The sequence below is a fragment of the Zwartia hollandica genome (assembly GCF_019923725.1).
Lineage (GTDB): Bacteria > Pseudomonadota > Gammaproteobacteria > Burkholderiales > Burkholderiaceae_B > Zwartia > Zwartia hollandica.
This window is the reverse complement of sequence record NZ_JAHXRI010000006.1, coordinates 949,812-965,169: the sequence shown is the minus strand read 5'-3', so window position 1 is coordinate 965,169 and position 15,358 is coordinate 949,812. Positions and strand designations below refer to the sequence as shown.

The window sequence follows — 15,358 nt, the reverse complement described above, 5'->3', positions numbered from 1 at the left end:
AACGGAGATATAGATGAGCGCATTACTGAAACAGCTTTTACTGGGCGCAACCCTTGCATGTGCGCTAGTGACGACCGGCTTTGCACAACAGTATCCAAACAAAACCGTCAAAATTGTTGTGCCCTATCCACCAGGTGGCTTTAACGACACACTCGCACGCATCTCTAGCGATAAGCTTGGCAAGGTCTGGAGTCAATCGGTCGTGGTGGAAAACAAGCCAGGTGGTAATACAACGATTGGCAACAGCTATGTCGCAAAATCACCAGCAGATGGCTATACCATCTTGATCACGCCACTACCCTTCTCTGCGCTGCCTGGACTTTACGGCAACAAGCTTCCCTACGACGCGCTGAAAGACTTCCAAGCATTGGTCTGGGCGGGCTCGACACAAAACGCTCTGGTCACGCGCAAAGGCCTGAACATTAAGAGTGCGAAAGAGCTCGTTGAGTACGCTCGTGCTAATCCAGGCAAACTCAATTACGGCTCAACCGGCTCGGGCTCCTCGAATCACCTATCGATGGAGCTATTTATGAACATGACGGGCGTCAAGCTTACGCACGTCCCTTACAAGGGCAGCGCACCTGCAGTCGCGGCGCTGATGGCCGGCGAAATCGATGTGTTGTTTGACAATGTGCCAAACGTGATTCAACAGGTTCGTGCCGGAACAGTACTTGCGATCGGCGTCAGTGGAGCCAAGCGCACAGCCTTACTGCCAGATACACCAACCGTTGCAGAGTCAGGTGTACCTGGCTTTGAGGTAAACGTTTGGTTTGGCATGCAAGTGCCAGCAGGAACACCGCCAGCTATTGTGAAACAGGTAAACGGTGAGCTCGTAAAGATATTCCGCGAACCCGATGTGACCAAGCGTTTTAATGATCAAGGCGTAGAAGTCGTCGCGAGCACACCAGAAGAGTTCAGCAAGCTGGTGCAAAGTGAAGTGGCAAAGTGGTCTAAGCTGATCAAAGAAGCCAATATTCGGATTGAGTAACGATGAAAATTCAAGATGTCACTCTCACACTGTTTAGCTGGGACGACATTCCCTCAACCAGCTACGGTGCGCACACGGGTCGTTTTGCGGGGGGCAGCAAGCTTGGCTTGCTGGCCATTACAACCGACCAAGGTGTTACAGGCCATGCGTTTTTGGGTTCTGCTTTTTTTCCGGCAGACATGGATGGGGCAAGTCTCATTCGTTACCTCAAGCCTATCTTGTTGCAACAAAATCCACTCGATCGTGAACGACTCTATAAGGCGATGTGGAAGCGCGTGAGAACAACGACTGCACGTTGTATCGGAGCAGTCGACGTTGCGCTTTGGGATATTGCCGGCAAAGTAGCAAATCTGCCAATTCATCAGCTACTTGGCTCCTACCGTGATCATGTCCCAGCCTATATCAGTTCCGCTGTTCTCTCGAGCCCACAGGCCTATGCAGATGAAGCGCAGCATTACAAAGCGTTAAATCTTGCGGCCTACAAGATCCATCCGCCTCAAGTGTGGCGCGAAGATATCAAGGTATGTGAAGCCGTTCGCAATGCGGTGGGCGATGACTATGTACTGATGCTCGACTCCGTATGGAGTTACGATTACCCAGCCGCCCTGCGTGTCGGTAAAGTCATCGAAGAGCTCGATTTTTACTGGTATGAAGACCCGCTCGCCGATGCCGACATCTATAACTATGTCGAGCTAAAAAAACACTTAAGCATTCCGATCATGGCAACTGAGTATCCGGCCGGCGGCTTGGACTCATATGCCCCTTGGATCAAAGAGCGTGCGACGGATTTCTTGCGTGGCGATGTGGCTGTCAAAGGTGGAATCACAACGCTCATGAAGACTGCGCACTTAGCAGAAGCATTTCACTTAAATTACGAAGTGCATCATGGCGGGAACTCACTCAATAACTTTGCGAACCTTCACGTCATCATGGCGCTACAAAATACTGAGCTCTTCGAGGTGCTATTGCCGTCCGAGTCCCAGAAATACGGCTTACTTCAAGACATTGAAATTGATGCCCAAGGCATGGTGCATGCGCCCACTGGTCCAGGACTTGGCGCGCAAATTGATTTTGAATTGATTAAGCGCAAGACCCTTGGGGTATTGTCTTAGACGAAGGAGATCCAGGTCGCGAGCGATTTACCGCATCACTCCACTAACGTCCCAGCCTAGTTCCAAAAAAAATTGTTTCAATACGGGGGCCTTGGGGAGCGTCGCAAGAATCATCTCTCTGTCGAAGTGGTAGTCCTTAGAATATGTCATAAACTCCGACTCAATTTTTGTTGAACCTTTAGCTTTTTGTTCAACAACGTACCGCAAAATTAAGGCAGTGTTGTACTCAACATCGAAGCTATCCAGTGCATTCTTATTGCAATATTCATCGGGATTTAAGCCAAGTGAAAGAAAAGCATCCAGGCCACTCAATAGTCGAGGCAGATCAAGAATCTCTGGCTTAAACCCGACTTTCAGATCTAATAGCCGGCGATCGGATCTCTGCTGCACCGGTAAATATGTCGCCTTGTTTTTTAAACAGTCATCAATTTTTCGGTATATCACTGGGACTGTTCGTCCAGAGTAATAAAGGATATTTTTTTCACCGGAAGTAAACAGTAAGGAGTGCATTGCACTTCCCGCGTAACCAATAATGTTTTTATGCCTATTGAAAGCTCTGAACTGTTGTTCGATCGATAACGACTCAGGACAAATGATGGATGCACCCACACCCTTTAAAAGCTGATGCACAAGTCGTTCACCTACAACATATCTGCTATAGCCTGGAATCAACTCATGTCGCGATACGAACAAGGGCTCATCTGTATCGTTTGTTGGAAAGCTGTGTATCTCACTAAAATACCGGCTAAGTTTTAGATAATCAGAGTGAAAAAAATCAGGATAAATTACCGCTCGATCAGGAATTGTCAGTGAATTGATGATGGTTGGTCTTTCTATTATTCTGACCCGATCCCCAATTCCTAGTAAATCAAAAAAGTCTTGTGCAAATTTAGGAATTCCTGCGTCTGTCATTAGAAAAACAAACGTGTCAGATCCTCCCGCTTGGGAAACGATCCACAGCCTTGATAATGTATCGCACAAGAAATGCCCAAAATGGTTATGAAGAATCCCTAGGAAGATAGTCTCTCCATGAATTCGCTCAAAATCACCATTAAAAAAACTGACTAGTGTCGGGGGGTCATACGGCACCACACTCGGCTTTTTCCCCATGACTCTCGCTGACTCACCAATAAATCTACTGTCACTCGAGTAAATTCCACCGCAGAAAAGAAAACTACTGTTTCGCTGTCGTTCAAGCGCAAAACAGCGAACATCAAAGTGAGTTTTATATTTGAGTTGTCTGTAGCGATTGAAAAAAGACAGCACCGAACTTCCTTTCTGAAAATTCTTTGTCGTTTAAAACAACATCTATGAAATGATTCGTGAATGTAGACACTCCAGCGTCCACGGCAAAGCAGCAAAAGTACCCATTGCAGCAACGCCAAGAACAGTTGGCCAGGTTCTTAGCTTGCCATTACAAGCAAAATACCGAGCTCTCTGAGGTGCCATTGCCGTCCGAGTCCCAGAAATGCGGCCTACTTCAAGACACTGATGTCGTACCTTCGTCTAGGGTGCGCCACAGACACTTGCCTTTAACCGATTTATCGAGCGCAGCTAGATATTTTTCATGTGCCTCGAGCTCTTGTGCACTAGGCAAAATAACGGGTAGCTTCGCCGTATCACTGCGATGCTCGTTGGCCGCAGCCCCCTCGGTTGGGGGTACGTCAAACTGATCAATCATCAAACTATCTTGACCACGCGTCATCGCAAGCCAGACCTCGGCCAAGAGCCGAGAGTCTAACAACGCGCCGTGCAAGGTTCGATGGGAGTTCAACACGCCATAGCGGTCACACAAGGCATCTAGCGAATTACGCTTACCAGGATGCAGCGTTTTAGCATGTGCCAGAGAGTCGGTTACGCCCGCGCAATAGTCCGTCACCGACTTGCGCTCTACACGCGCGAGTTCCGCGTTGAGGAACTTAAGATCAAAGGACGCGTTATGAATAATCAATTCAGCGCCGTCGATGAACTTCAGAAAATCATCCACCTGATCTTTGAAGCGCGGTTTGTCCGATAAAAACTCGGTTGTCAGGCCGTGTACATCGAGTGCGCCTGGATCGCTATCACGATCCGGATTCAGGTAAGTATGAAAATGATTGCTTGTTACCGTCCGGTTCAAGACTTCCACGGCGCCAATTTCGATCACGCGATGACCGTATGCAGGATCAAGTCCAGTTGTTTCAGTATCAAGGATTATCCAGCGCATACGATCCAAACCATTCAGTTAAAAACAACTAAGCATTCTGCAAGAGCATCATACCTCTCACATCTTGGCCCGCGCCTCTTCAACGCCTCGGTTAGCTAACAAGTCCGCGCGCTCATTGCCCGGATCACCCGCGTGACCTTTCACCCATTTCCAGGTGATCGAATGTTTAGCGACTTCCTCATCCATCCGTTGCCAAAGATCCGCATTCTTAACCGGCTTTTTGTCAGCAGTCCGCCAACCCCGTTGCTTCCAGCCATGAATCCACTCCGTCATGCCTTTCATGACGTATTGAGAGTCGACATGCAACAGGACTTTACAAGGGCGCTTTAAGGCGCCGAGCGCCTCAATCACGGCGAGCATTTCCATCCGATTATTAGTCGTCAGCGGTTCGCCACCATGGAGCGTCTTTTCAACAGCCCCAAGTTTCAGAAGAGCTCCCCAACCGCCGGGGCCCGGATTACCCTTGCAGGCACCGTCGGTCCAAATTTCAACTGCGTCTTCGTTTTGCATGCGTCCTACTTAATTGTGATCTGGGGGCTCAATGACCCGATCGGTATGATGTTGTAGAGCAACGCCCGCCGCACGAGCAGCGACCCGCTTGGACTGGCGCGCTTTCCAACGAGGAGTAAGTAGTCGCATACCTGGCACGCGCTTGACGGCAGAAACGACATAGACGCCTCCACAAACTGGCCACCAGCGATTACCCGCCTGCTCTGCAAAAGAAAAACGCTCAATCCACTTTTTAGTAGCAAAAGGCGGGACATAGCAGCCAAAGTGCCCTAAATCAATGTCAAATGAAAGAAGTTTGAACCAATCTTTTAGCCTTGGCAGGGAAACTTGTGCGTTCGGAGCGACGGGGAGGTATTTTTTGCCAGGCAAGCGGTTACGCGCGCCCCACAAGCTCCAGGGATTAAAGCCCGACAGAACAATTCGCCCTTCAGGCACAAGCACTCGATCCACCTCCCGGAGCACCTCATGCGGGTGTTCCGTCAGCTCCAAACCATGAAATAACACCAATAAATCAATGCTTTGCGTTTCAAACGGTAAAAATTCGGGTTCGGCTTGAACCACACCCACCCAGTCGCCCGCATGCTTTTCTAGCGGGAGATTCGCACCGCAATACGCCTTAACGGGCATTCGGTTAGCTCGCAACAAATCCAACTCGGGCGTACCCAGCTGAATGGCGTTGTAGCCAAACACATCCGCGACAATCGCGTCGAACCGGGCCTGCTCCCACTCTCGGGCATATTGCCCGGAATCGGTTTGCAACCAGTCGCCGAGACTTACAATGGACGATTGTGTTGTTGACACGTGCTTTCCATAATTGAAGATGCCTACAGAAAAAATAGCTGCGAGCCACCTTGCCCCGGGCATCTACCCGGTCAGGGCCTTTAGCGACAACTATATCTGGCTGATTACCAATGGGAGCACAGCTGCAGTCGTCGATCCAGGGCAGTCCGCACCAGTATTAGACACCCTTAAGCGCCACAATCTAAAGCTTGTGAGTATTTTACTCACGCATCACCACCAAGACCATGTCGGCGGCGTTGCAGACTTGGTCACTCAGACCGAGGCCCATGTTTTCGGGCCTGCTACTGAAGTACTACCCCTGTGCGATACGCTCCTGCAAGAAGGAGATGTCGTCGAAAACACTTCGCTTGGCTTCTCACTACAAGTATTGGACGTGCCCGGACACACCGCCGGTCACATTGCTTACGCAGGGTTGTTCAACTCAAAACCCGTGCTTTTTTGCGGAGACACATTGTTTGCGGCAGGCTGCGGGCGGCTCTTTGAAGGCACACCCGCACAAATGCTCGCCTCGATGACAAAGCTCGCCAATTTAGCCCCACAGACTGAGGTCTATTGCGCGCACGAATACACCCTTTCAAATATGCGCTGGGCTCGAACGGTAGAGCCGGGTAATCACGCGCTCAAGCTTTGGGAAGAACAAGCACAACTGGCTCGCGATCAAGAGCAACCCACGCTCCCGAGCTCGATTGCCCAAGAGCTTGCCTGCAATCCGTTCATGCGAGCACGACAACAAACCGTGTCGAAAGCTGCATCCGAGTGGGCACAGCGCGCACTGGGGACCCCCGTCGAGGTCTTCGCTGCGCTGCGCGAATGGAAAAACAACTTTCGTTGATGCTGATGCAAAAATTTCGTGTTTTGATTTATGTTGTGTTGGCGTCACTCGCTGGCTGCGCGGGCCTTTCCGACAACAGTGGCCGTTTAGTCGCGCAAGATACTTCCCGCACCATCGATCTCACAGTACCCGCCTTGGATGTCTGGGAGCGAATCCGTCGAGGCTACGCCATCCCGAATCTGAATACGCCTTTGGTAGATAAGTGGACGAAGTACTATGCGTCGCATCCAGAGGCTATGCAGCGCATGGCTTCGCGCGCTGGGAAGTATCTGTATTACATCGTCGAAGAAATCAACCGACGCGGCCTACCCACGGAACTCGCTCTGCTCCCCTTTGTAGAAAGCGCATACAACCCGGTTGCTTACTCCAGCGCAAGAGCCTCGGGACTTTGGCAGTTCATTCCAAGCACGGGCACGCAATTTAAACTGAAGCAAGATTGGTGGCATGACCAGCGACGCGACCCAATTGCCTCGACCAATGCAGCGCTTGACTATCTGTCCTATCTTTTTGAGTTTCAAGGGGATTGGTATCTGGCGCTTGCCTCCTACAACTGGGGAGAAGGCTCGGTCAAACGGGCCATCACACGCAATATGGCCTCTGGCAAACCCACCGACTATTTGTCGCTCAATATGCCAGACGAGACTCGCAACTACGTACCCAAGTTACAGGCGATAAAAAATATTGTCGCAGATCCCGAACGCTATGCGGTGCTATTGCCACAGGTTGGTAATGAACCGTATTTTGTCACGGTCAAAAAGACAGTGAATGTGGACTTCAAGATTGCCGCAGAGCTCGCCGAAATGCCAATAGAGGACTTTCAAGCTCTTAATCCATCCTTTAATCAGCCTCTGATCTCGCCTCAAGAAGATCACGTCGTCATTCTCCCACGCGACAAAGTTGACATCTTTAAGGCAAATCTGGCGCAGTACAAAGGTGAACTATCAAGCTGGAAAATGTATGAGGCGCAACAAGGTGAGACCTTCGCCTCGATCGCCGCAAAGTTCGGTATTCAGGAGTCTCGGCTGCGTGAAGCCAATAGGATCCCGGTCAGCGTCAGAAGCGCCGGCGATCAATCGCTCTTAATCCCAACGCCTGCGGCGCAGGGCATCCGCATCACCCCCCAAATCGCTGCAGCGCAAGCGGTCAGAACCCATACAGTGGGTAATGGCGAATCTTTGGCAACGATCGCCCGACGCTACGGCACCACGGTCGCCACACTGCGAGCACTTAACAATCTAAAATCGGATACCGTACGTGTGGGCATGAAGCTTCGCATTCCAGGTACAGGGTCACGCAGTTAATCTACACTTCGCATATCTTTTATTCCACTTCTAGGACTAGTTCATGGGCTTTCTCTCCGGCAAACGCATTCTGATCACAGGCGTCATCTCCAATCGTTCGATCGCCTACGGCATCGCCAAGGCGTGCTACGAACAAGGTGCCGAGCTCGCCTTTACGTTTGCAGGCGAGCGGTTTGAAGAGCGTGTAAAGGAGTTCGCCGCAGAGTTCGCCAGCAACATCGTCCTGCCCTGCGATGTAGCAGAGGACAGCCAAATCGAAGCAACCTTCACTGAGCTCGGCAAACACTGGGACGGACTCGATGGTTTAGTTCACTCTATTGGTTTTGCGCCACGCGAGGCGATTGCCGGCCAGTTTCTTGACGGCCTCTCACGCGAAGCTTTCCGCATTGCGCACGACATTTCTTCTTACAGCTTTCCTGCACTCGCAAAGGCCGCGCGTCCGATGATGCAAGGCCGTAACGGCGCACTGCTCACACTGACCTATCTGGGCGCAGAAAAAGCCATGACGAATTACAACACGATGGGTCTGGCCAAAGCGTCGCTCGAAGCATCGGTGCGCTACCTCGCGGCAAACCTTGGCCCTGAAGGTATCCGCTCAAATGGTATTTCTGCGGGGCCCATTAAGACCTTAGCCGCCAGCGGCATTAAGGACTTTTCCAGCATTCTCAAGTTTGTAGAAGCCAACGCGCCTCTGCGTCGTAACGTCACAATCGAACAAGTCGGAAATGTCGCAGCGTTCTTATTGTCCGATCTATCTGCTGGCGTGACCGGTGAAATCCTTCACGTTGACTCAGGATTTTCAAATATTGTTGCAGGCTTAAACGAGTAGTGCCTTAACGACGGCTTGCGCGGCGACCCCTGCAAGCTGTCCTCCCTGTCAAACAGGAAGCGAAGTTTCAGCGCCAGCCAAAGACATACATTAACGCGCCGCCAACCACGCCAGCGCCCAAAATTAAAAGCATCGTATTGATGCGCGTGAGCATGATTAACGCCAAAGTGGTCAATGCTAACGCTGCAGACAAGAATCCATTGATGGCTCCCTGCGCCACCGCATACACACCCGAGCACATCAAGCCAATCGCAATCGGCTCCATCGCGTTTTGCACCGCACGTCGCCAAGGACGTTCACCGATTCGGTGCCATAGCCGTCCAACGGATAAACACAAAACACTGGAAGGCAACAAGAAGGATAGCAACACGACAGCGGCCCCCAGGAACCCCTCAATCTTGTAGCCGAAGATCACGACCATCAACATATTTGGGCCAGGCGATAGTTGGCCCATGCTGTAGATATGCACAAATTCAAGCCGATCGAGCCCAAACCGCAACGCTAAAACGTTTTGCATCTCAGGAAGCACAGCCGTGCCACCGCCCACAGCAAGCACCGAGAGCATGCCAAAGGTCAGGGCGAGCTGCAGTAAGACGCTCATTCTTTTTTCTCCAACCCCATTTCTGGCTCTCTTGAGACCGGACGGTGCAACCACAAACCGATCGGCACCATGATGAGCAACACCGTCACAAGAGAGAGCTTAAAAAAGCTCATGCAGACAAATGTCGCAAGAATGACGGGAACAGATTTCACGCGCTTAAAGTGCGGCAGACCAATACGTAATGTGACCGACGCAATCAAACCTGTCGCACCCGCCGACACTCCAGCCAAGAGTACGTTCGCTAAGGGATAGTCAGCCCCTTGACTGTAGGCAACAGCTGCAGCAAGAACGAAGCAAACACCTGGTGAAATCAATCCAATAACAGCGGCAAATGCACCTGCTAAACCGCGTATCCGATCACCAGATAGCATCGCCAAATTAACGGAGTTCAAGCCGGGCATCGTCTGCCCCATCGCGAGAATAGCCATGAACTCATCATTGGTGAGCCACTTACGCTTCTCAAGCAACAAGCGTCGCTCGTACGCCATGATGCCACCACCAAAACTCACCAAACCAATCAACAGAAATTCAAAAAAAATACTGCGGATGTTGGGCGCTGGTTTCTGCGGCACGAGTAGAGCAGCGTCTGATGGCGGGTGCATCAGAGGGGTGGGAGGTTGGTTCATGCGCATTAAATTGTAATGATGGGGCAAAATGCTCCACAGCAGATTCCTCAGACTATACTCAAAGTGCTCCGATCACCAGTCGTTTTTATCCTTTACAGATCATGAACCTACCTGAACTCTCCGCCCTTGAACTGCGTCGCCTGATTGGCTCCAAGAAGATCTCACCTGTCGAACTCATGGATGCCTGTATCGCACGTATTGAGAAATACAACCCGGCCATCAACGCAATTACCGCCACTGACTTTGAGCGCGCCCGCGTGACTGCCAAGCAGGCTGAGGCTGCTGTGATGCGCGGTGATAAGCTTGGACTGTTGCACGGGCTGCCGTTGGGCGTGAAAGATCTACAAGACACGAAAGACTTGCTCACTACCTACGGCAACATTGGTCTGCGCGGCAATATCCCCGCGCAAGACAACAGCCTCGTCGCAAGGCTGCGTGCGGCCGGTGCAATTGTCACAGCCAAGACTAACGTCCCCGACATGGGTGCTGGGGCTAACTCCCGCAACGCCGTATGGGGCGCAACGGGAAACCCGTTTAATCCGAGCCTTAATGCGGGAGGCTCTTCGGGTGGCTCGGCCGCCGCACTAGCCACCGATCTCTTACCGATCTGCACAGGCTCTGACACTGGTGGATCGCTACGCATCCCGGCAGCCATGTGTGGAGTCGTAGGCATGCGCCCATCGCCAGGGACGGTCCCAAATGATGGCCGCGCACTCGGTTGGTCTGTGATTTCCGTTCTGGGGCCAATGGGACGTACGGTTACTGATACAGCTTTCCTAATGGGCGGCAGTATCGGTCGTGACCCAATGGATCCTCTCGCCTATCCCGTCGATGGCTCCACTATCTGGCCGATGCGTCACGTTGATTTGTCCAATTTGCGCATCGGCTATACAGAAGACTTTGGCGTTTGTATCGTGGGGGATGAGTACCGTCGCGTGTTCCGTCAACGCATGCAAGAAATCGCTCCAATGGTTGATTGTTGCGAACCGGTTGACTTGAATTTTGCAGAGGCAGATCGCGCCTTTGACATCTTGCGCGCTGAAAACTTCGTGGCTGCCTTTGCTGAGACGTGGCGTAAAAATCCCGAAATGCTGGGGCCAAACATTCGAGCCAATATGGATATTGCCGCAGCTATCACGCTGGCAGATCGCGCCTGGGCGCATCTAGAGCAATCGCGCATCATGCGCGCTTTCGCAGCTGCGACAGAAAAATATGATTTGATTTTATCGCCGGTCGTCCCGCTTACACCGTTCCCGTGGACCGAGCTCTATGCCGCAAAAGTAGACAAGCACGAGATGAAAAATTACTACCACTGGCTTGGCTTGACCTATGTCGTGACGTTAGCAACGAATCCAACAATCGCCCTACCATGCGGAAAAGACGAGCACGGCATGCCTTTCGGGCTACAAGTATCAGGGCGACTGTATGAAGACGGCAAATTAATGGCCGCTGCACATGCTCTTGAGCAAGCTTTCTCGGCGGATCCACAGCTTTGCCGTGCAAAACCGGATATGAGCGCGCTCACTATGGCGCGCCCAGAATTGAAATCTATTGTGACCCATCCACCCATTTACGACGCACCACCCAGCAAGACAGGAGCGCCTCCCGGAGTGGTTTAACGACGCCCCATGACCTCGGGGTTACGCTCGGGGTCTGGTTGCGACACATAGCGCGTCACACTGGCACCGGTCGAACCAAGATAGACATACATCATCTGTGCGTCGTCACCCGCACGTAGGTAGCGATAACCCCAGATCCATTCTTCGCTTCCAATGCCATCACGCGAGATGTTTGCAGGCGGCCCAAATTGACAGTGCACCATCTCTCTGGTCCATACCTCACCGTTACTCATCACGTTAAAACTTTCCGTGCTGAGCACTTGCTGAGGCGCTTCGATTAAACCGCTCTTGGGTACTTGTACAGCGTAAGCTGTCTGTCCCTCTGGCTGCTGTGTCCAAACCATCCTCTGTCCACCGTCTTTCGTTGGACACGTCACGACTGGCTTACCGTACTGTTTCAACACGTCGGCAATCGGTGTACCCGGCTTGGCACTAGAAACCTGCGCGCAACCAGAAATACTCGCAACCAAGCCCAAGGCCAAGAAAGCAGCCCAAACGGGCTTCAGAACAGAAGATTTCATCATCATTTCTTTGGTTCAAAATTGAACATGTGGCCGCTCTTCGCCGCTTTGGTGCGAAGGTAGCCATCATTGTGTTCGTTGGACGGGAAAATATGTGCGACACGTTCTACAACATCAATCCCCTGCTTCGCTAGAGCAGCAACTTTCAGAGGATTATTCGTCAACAGTTTTACTTGGCTCACGCCAAGCAGGCTCAGCATCTGCGCCGCCGGCAAATAATCACGCTCATCCGAATCAAAGCCTAACTGAAGATTGGCATCCACCGTATCAAAGCCTGCGTCTTGCAACTGATAAGCACGCAACTTATTGACCAAACCGATTCCACGACCCTCTTGCGCTAGGTACAACAGAATGCCACTGCCCGCTTTCGCAATTTCGCTGATTGCACCACGCAGCTGGTTGCCACAGTCGCAGCGCAGCGACCCCATCAGGTCCCCTGTGAAACACTCGGAGTGCATACGAATCAATACGGGAGCATCTGTTTTGAGTTCACCCACGACAATCGCTAGGTGCTCAATGCCGCCATCGCGCGGACGAAACGCGACTACTTGCGCGTGCTCGGCATCTTCTAGAGGAACACGTGCCCGACTCACGATCCGCAGAGAGTGCGCTGCGGTCTTCATGTAACTTTCAATGGCACTCGCTTCGACTGCGAAAGCCTCAGAGGTCTCTGGACAATCCACCAAAACTGCAGCAGGCAACAAGCGTGAGAGCTTTGCGAGCTTTACGCACGACATCTCGAGAGGCGTCGCTTGGTTAACAATTAGTGCAGAGAGCTTTGGCTGAGGCGCTTTCGCTGCAAGAGGGTTCGCTAAATATTCGATCGTTGCAGCATCCAAACTGTCGGGCGCACTAACAACGCAGGTTGAACGATCAGATTTATCGATACCCAGCACATTTGCGCGCGTACCGGTCATCACTAAGCGCGGTGTACTCACCCCTTGCGCAGCAAACAGAACCAACAGGTCGGTCGAAACAGCCTCCGTCGCGAGCATCAACACACTCGTCGTGCCAGAGTAAACGCGTAAACCTGCTCCACGGCGCAATTCAGAGATCGCGCGGTCAACTTCTATTAGGGGGTCTGGCCTGAACAAGATGAACCTGCTATTTGAAGGGTTAAGTCACGGCTTTGTAATTATGCCATCTTGCTGTAAATTTCTAATGGATTACACCTATTCCTCTCAAGCTCTAAGGCGGTTACCCCTTGTCTTCGCTTCCCGTCGTTCCGCCTTTTACCTCTCGCTCGGCTGAGCAGGATATACACGCCTTAGTGCCTCCAGGCTTGCGCGACGAGATGACCATTATCGGTCAACTTGGGCAAACACTAGACGGTCGAATTGCCACCGTAACGGGCCATTCTCGCTATGTAAATGGGCCCGCGAGCCTGACCCATTTACACCGCCTACGCGCCTGTGTAGACGCGGTCCTAGTCGGCATCGGTACCGCCCTAGCTGACGACCCCCAGCTGAACGTTCGCTTAACAAAGGGCACAAATCCGGTACGGATCGTCTTAGATCCAAGCGCGCGCTTAACCCCGAATGCGAAGGTTTGGCATCAAGATGGCACTCGGCGACTGTGGCTAGTTAGCAACATCCCATCCTCTCTGATACCTCCCGGCGTCGAGCTCGTCGTTCTGAATACGCCTTCTGGGCACATCGACCCGAAGGATATTCTGCGTGCCTTGCATGCGCGAGGTTTAAGACGGGTATTGATTGAAGGCGGTGCTGAAACAGTCTCGCGGTTTATGCGCGCAGGCTGTCTGGATAGACTGCATTTATTAGTGGCCCCCATCATTATGGGTTCAGGCCGTCCTGCGTTCAATTTACCTGCTATTCAAACAATGGACGAAGCATTGCGGCTGCACACAAAGGCCTACGTACTTGAAGACGAAGTCGTCTACGACATTGATTTATCGGCTCAACGAGTACCAATCGACTTCAGCAGCACCTCTGAAAATCGCTGAGCAGAATCAGGCCAGGTTGGTTGAACGCGTGCAACGCGGCGTGCACCGAACGCGAGTTGCTCGCGGAAGTCTCGATCGTTAATTATTTTTTTAAGCGCTCGGGTCAACGTAGTAACGTCGCCAGGCTCAGCCAACAGCCCAGCGTCTGCCGGCACCGTATCAGGGATCGCTCCCCCAGTTGTTCCCACCACGGGCAATCCATGCGCAAGCGCCTCGGCATACGCCATGCCAAACCCTTCAAAGCGGGACGCTAGAACAAAAACATCCGAGCGCGCATACAAATCTGCGAGCGTCTCAGCCGATACAGCACCCAGTATGCGGATGCGATCGCTAAAACCGAATTGTTCAATGTCGTGATCAAGCTGCCGTGGCGACTCAACATTGCGTGAGCGATCGCCTGCGATCGTCAAATGCCAAGGTAAATCTCTCAGTTGATTTAGTGCAGGCAACAACACGTCAAAACCCTTGCGTGGAATGACTGAACCCACCGACAGCAGCGCAACCCCCTCCCCTGGGGAGCCCTTAGCGAATGTTGCACGATCGGTTCCAGGGATCACCGCATCGATACGCGCAGGCGATACATCAAAGTGTTGAGCCAAATCACGCGCAGTCGCAGGGCTAGTCACAATGACCTGCGTCACATGTTTAAGCGCCTGCGTTTCTGTTTGTTTCAATTTTGCCGCTTGTACAGCACTGAGTCCCGATTCAAAGGCGAGAGGATGATGCACAAGCGCAATCACAGCGCGGTGGGTTGAGACCGCAGCCGCAATATCTGGCATCACGCCGAACGCAAGACCATCAACCACGACCGGCATGCCTGAGGGCAAGGCATCAATCTTTACATGCGCCTGGCGGAGAGTTTCAGTATCGGGAAAAGGGAATCCTTCCCCCAGACCAATCAGCACAACCTCCCAGCCTAGGGAGCGCAAACCCTCGATGATGTGTCGGTCGTAAATATACCCACCCGTCGGCGCAGATATGTCGCCTGGGATTGCGAAAGCGATGCGCTTTAACACCGAGCGGGCCTAGAGGCTAAAACCTTTCGCACTTACAGCGCAGCTTCATACCAAGCGCGCGCAACATGCGATTCCGAGATCGTCACACGGATCGCATGTAACTCTTTGCTATCCCGCCCTAGCTGGCCCGCACGGGCAGCGATCGCTAATTGATCAAAAACATACTTCGTCAAAAATTCCGTCGTGGTGTTCATACCCTTGAATTCGACGCGATCGTCCAGGTTCGAATAGTTAAGCGGCTTGAGCGTCGCTTTCAAGACATCCAAGGCACAGCCAATATCCACTACGATGCCGTTGCTATCAAGCGTCTTGGAAATAAACGCAGCATCCACGACAAATGTTGCGCCGTGCAAAGCTTGTGCAGGACCGAATACCGCGCCGCGAAAAGAGTGGGCAATCATGATGTGGTCACGAACTTCAACTGTAAACATAA

General features: G+C 52.1%; 17 protein-coding genes. 7 read left to right on the top strand and 10 right to left on the bottom strand.

Annotation, left to right across the window (positions count from 1 at the left end):
- The first annotated feature begins 13 nt into the window (after positions 1-13).
- Both KZZ10_RS07985 and KZZ10_RS07980 read left to right on the top strand, forming a co-directional pair.
- Positions 14-988 carry a Bug family tripartite tricarboxylate transporter substrate binding protein gene (locus KZZ10_RS07985; protein WP_259660954.1) on the top strand — a complete coding sequence of 325 codons (975 nt, stop codon included), beginning with the start codon at positions 14-16 and terminating at the stop codon, positions 986-988.
- A 2-nt stretch (positions 989-990) separates the two neighbouring features.
- Positions 991-2,100, top strand: a complete 1,110-nt coding sequence (locus KZZ10_RS07980; protein ID WP_259660953.1) for a mandelate racemase family protein — start codon at positions 991-993, stop codon at positions 2,098-2,100.
- A gap of 27 nt (positions 2,101-2,127) precedes the next feature.
- Here the strand turns inward: KZZ10_RS07980 and KZZ10_RS07975 are convergent, their stop codons facing one another.
- The 4 genes from KZZ10_RS07975 to KZZ10_RS07960 form a co-directional block, all read right to left on the bottom strand.
- Complete coding sequence (locus KZZ10_RS07975) at positions 2,128-3,366, bottom strand: glycosyltransferase family 61 protein (protein ID WP_259660952.1); 1,239 nt, start codon at positions 3,364-3,366, stop codon at positions 2,128-2,130.
- Between the two features lie 214 nt (positions 3,367-3,580).
- Positions 3,581-4,306 (bottom strand): DNA polymerase III subunit epsilon, encoded by a 726-nt coding sequence (gene dnaQ, locus KZZ10_RS07970; protein WP_259660951.1) that lies wholly within the window; start codon positions 4,304-4,306, stop codon positions 3,581-3,583.
- A gap of 57 nt (positions 4,307-4,363) precedes the next feature.
- Entirely contained in the window at positions 4,364-4,816 is a 453-nt protein-coding gene (rnhA, locus tag KZZ10_RS07965) for a ribonuclease HI (protein WP_259660950.1), read from the bottom strand.
- A gap of 9 nt (positions 4,817-4,825) precedes the next feature.
- The gene (locus KZZ10_RS07960) at positions 4,826-5,617 is read right to left on the bottom strand and encodes a class I SAM-dependent methyltransferase (protein WP_259660949.1); all 792 of its coding nucleotides are present in this window, start codon (positions 5,615-5,617) and stop codon (positions 4,826-4,828) included.
- 19 nt (positions 5,618-5,636) lie between these two features.
- Here KZZ10_RS07960 and gloB point away from each other — a divergent pair, with 19 nt between their 5' ends.
- From gloB to fabI, 3 genes are read left to right on the top strand one after another with little or no spacing between them, the layout of a single operon-like run.
- The gene (gene gloB, locus KZZ10_RS07955; protein WP_259660948.1) at positions 5,637-6,449 is read left to right on the top strand and encodes a hydroxyacylglutathione hydrolase; all 813 of its coding nucleotides are present in this window, start codon (positions 5,637-5,639) and stop codon (positions 6,447-6,449) included.
- A gap of 5 nt (positions 6,450-6,454) precedes the next feature.
- Positions 6,455-7,750: a transglycosylase SLT domain-containing protein gene (locus KZZ10_RS07950; RefSeq protein WP_259661027.1), complete on the top strand. Its 1,296-nt coding sequence runs from the start codon at positions 6,455-6,457 to the stop codon at positions 7,748-7,750.
- 43 nt (positions 7,751-7,793) lie between these two features.
- Positions 7,794-8,579: an enoyl-ACP reductase FabI gene (gene fabI, locus KZZ10_RS07945; RefSeq protein WP_259660947.1), complete on the top strand. Its 786-nt coding sequence runs from the start codon at positions 7,794-7,796 to the stop codon at positions 8,577-8,579.
- Positions 8,580-8,646: 67 nt separating this feature from the next.
- Here fabI and KZZ10_RS07940 read toward each other — a convergent pair whose 3' ends face one another.
- On the bottom strand, positions 8,647-9,180 hold the full coding sequence (locus tag KZZ10_RS07940; RefSeq protein WP_259660946.1) for a chromate transporter: 534 nt from the start codon (positions 9,178-9,180) through the stop codon (positions 8,647-8,649).
- Complete coding sequence (locus tag KZZ10_RS07935) at positions 9,177-9,806, bottom strand: chromate transporter (RefSeq protein ID WP_259660945.1); 630 nt, start codon at positions 9,804-9,806, stop codon at positions 9,177-9,179. Before KZZ10_RS07935 ends, KZZ10_RS07940 begins: the two co-directional genes overlap by 4 nt.
- 101 nt (positions 9,807-9,907) lie before the next feature.
- On the opposite strand from KZZ10_RS07935, the gene KZZ10_RS07930 reads away from it, so the two are divergent.
- Positions 9,908-11,425 (top strand): amidase, encoded by a 1,518-nt coding sequence (locus KZZ10_RS07930; protein WP_259660944.1) that lies wholly within the window; start codon positions 9,908-9,910, stop codon positions 11,423-11,425.
- Here the strand turns inward: KZZ10_RS07930 and KZZ10_RS07925 are convergent.
- Positions 11,422-11,952, bottom strand: coding sequence for a hypothetical protein (locus KZZ10_RS07925; RefSeq protein WP_259660943.1), 531 nt, complete (start codon positions 11,950-11,952; stop codon positions 11,422-11,424). The genes KZZ10_RS07930 and KZZ10_RS07925 overlap by 4 nt on opposite strands.
- Positions 11,949-13,040 (bottom strand): GTP cyclohydrolase II, encoded by a 1,092-nt coding sequence (gene ribA / locus KZZ10_RS07920; RefSeq protein WP_259660942.1) that lies wholly within the window; start codon positions 13,038-13,040, stop codon positions 11,949-11,951. Before ribA ends, KZZ10_RS07925 begins: the two co-directional genes overlap by 4 nt.
- 110 nt (positions 13,041-13,150) lie before the next feature.
- Here ribA and KZZ10_RS07915 point away from each other — a divergent pair, with 110 nt between their 5' ends.
- Positions 13,151-13,909 carry a RibD family protein gene (locus KZZ10_RS07915; protein WP_259660941.1) on the top strand — a complete coding sequence of 253 codons (759 nt, stop codon included), beginning with the start codon at positions 13,151-13,153 and terminating at the stop codon, positions 13,907-13,909.
- Here the strand turns inward: KZZ10_RS07915 and KZZ10_RS07910 are convergent.
- Both KZZ10_RS07910 and KZZ10_RS07905 read right to left on the bottom strand, forming a co-directional pair.
- Entirely contained in the window at positions 13,864-14,925 is a 1,062-nt protein-coding gene (locus KZZ10_RS07910) for a glycosyltransferase family 4 protein (RefSeq protein ID WP_259660940.1), read from the bottom strand. The genes KZZ10_RS07915 and KZZ10_RS07910 overlap by 46 nt on opposite strands.
- A 32-nt stretch (positions 14,926-14,957) precedes the next feature.
- Positions 14,958-15,356, bottom strand: a complete 399-nt coding sequence (locus KZZ10_RS07905) for a 6-pyruvoyl trahydropterin synthase family protein (RefSeq protein ID WP_259660939.1) — start codon at positions 15,354-15,356, stop codon at positions 14,958-14,960.
- Positions 15,357-15,358 lie beyond the last annotated feature (2 nt).

Coding starts and splice junctions, on each gene's coding strand:
- KZZ10_RS07905 (WP_259660939.1), bottom strand. CDS start 15,356: ATGTTTACAGTTGAAGTTCGTGACCACATCATGATTGCCCACTCTTTT.
- rnhA (WP_259660950.1), bottom strand. CDS start 4,816: ATGCAAAACGAAGACGCAGTTGAAATTTGGACCGACGGTGCCTGCAAG.
- KZZ10_RS07935 (WP_259660945.1), bottom strand. CDS start 9,806: ATGAACCAACCTCCCACCCCTCTGATGCACCCGCCATCAGACGCTGCT.
- KZZ10_RS07985 (WP_259660954.1), top strand. CDS start 14: ATGAGCGCATTACTGAAACAGCTTTTACTGGGCGCAACCCTTGCATGT.
- KZZ10_RS07980 (WP_259660953.1), top strand. CDS start 991: ATGAAAATTCAAGATGTCACTCTCACACTGTTTAGCTGGGACGACATT.
- KZZ10_RS07925 (WP_259660943.1), bottom strand. CDS start 11,952: ATGATGATGAAATCTTCTGTTCTGAAGCCCGTTTGGGCTGCTTTCTTG.
- KZZ10_RS07950 (WP_259661027.1), top strand. CDS start 6,455: ATGCAAAAATTTCGTGTTTTGATTTATGTTGTGTTGGCGTCACTCGCT.
- KZZ10_RS07930 (WP_259660944.1), top strand. CDS start 9,908: ATGAACCTACCTGAACTCTCCGCCCTTGAACTGCGTCGCCTGATTGGC.
- KZZ10_RS07940 (WP_259660946.1), bottom strand. CDS start 9,180: ATGAGCGTCTTACTGCAGCTCGCCCTGACCTTTGGCATGCTCTCGGTG.
- fabI (WP_259660947.1), top strand. CDS start 7,794: ATGGGCTTTCTCTCCGGCAAACGCATTCTGATCACAGGCGTCATCTCC.
- dnaQ (WP_259660951.1), bottom strand. CDS start 4,306: ATGCGCTGGATAATCCTTGATACTGAAACAACTGGACTTGATCCTGCA.
- gloB (WP_259660948.1), top strand. CDS start 5,637: ATGCCTACAGAAAAAATAGCTGCGAGCCACCTTGCCCCGGGCATCTAC.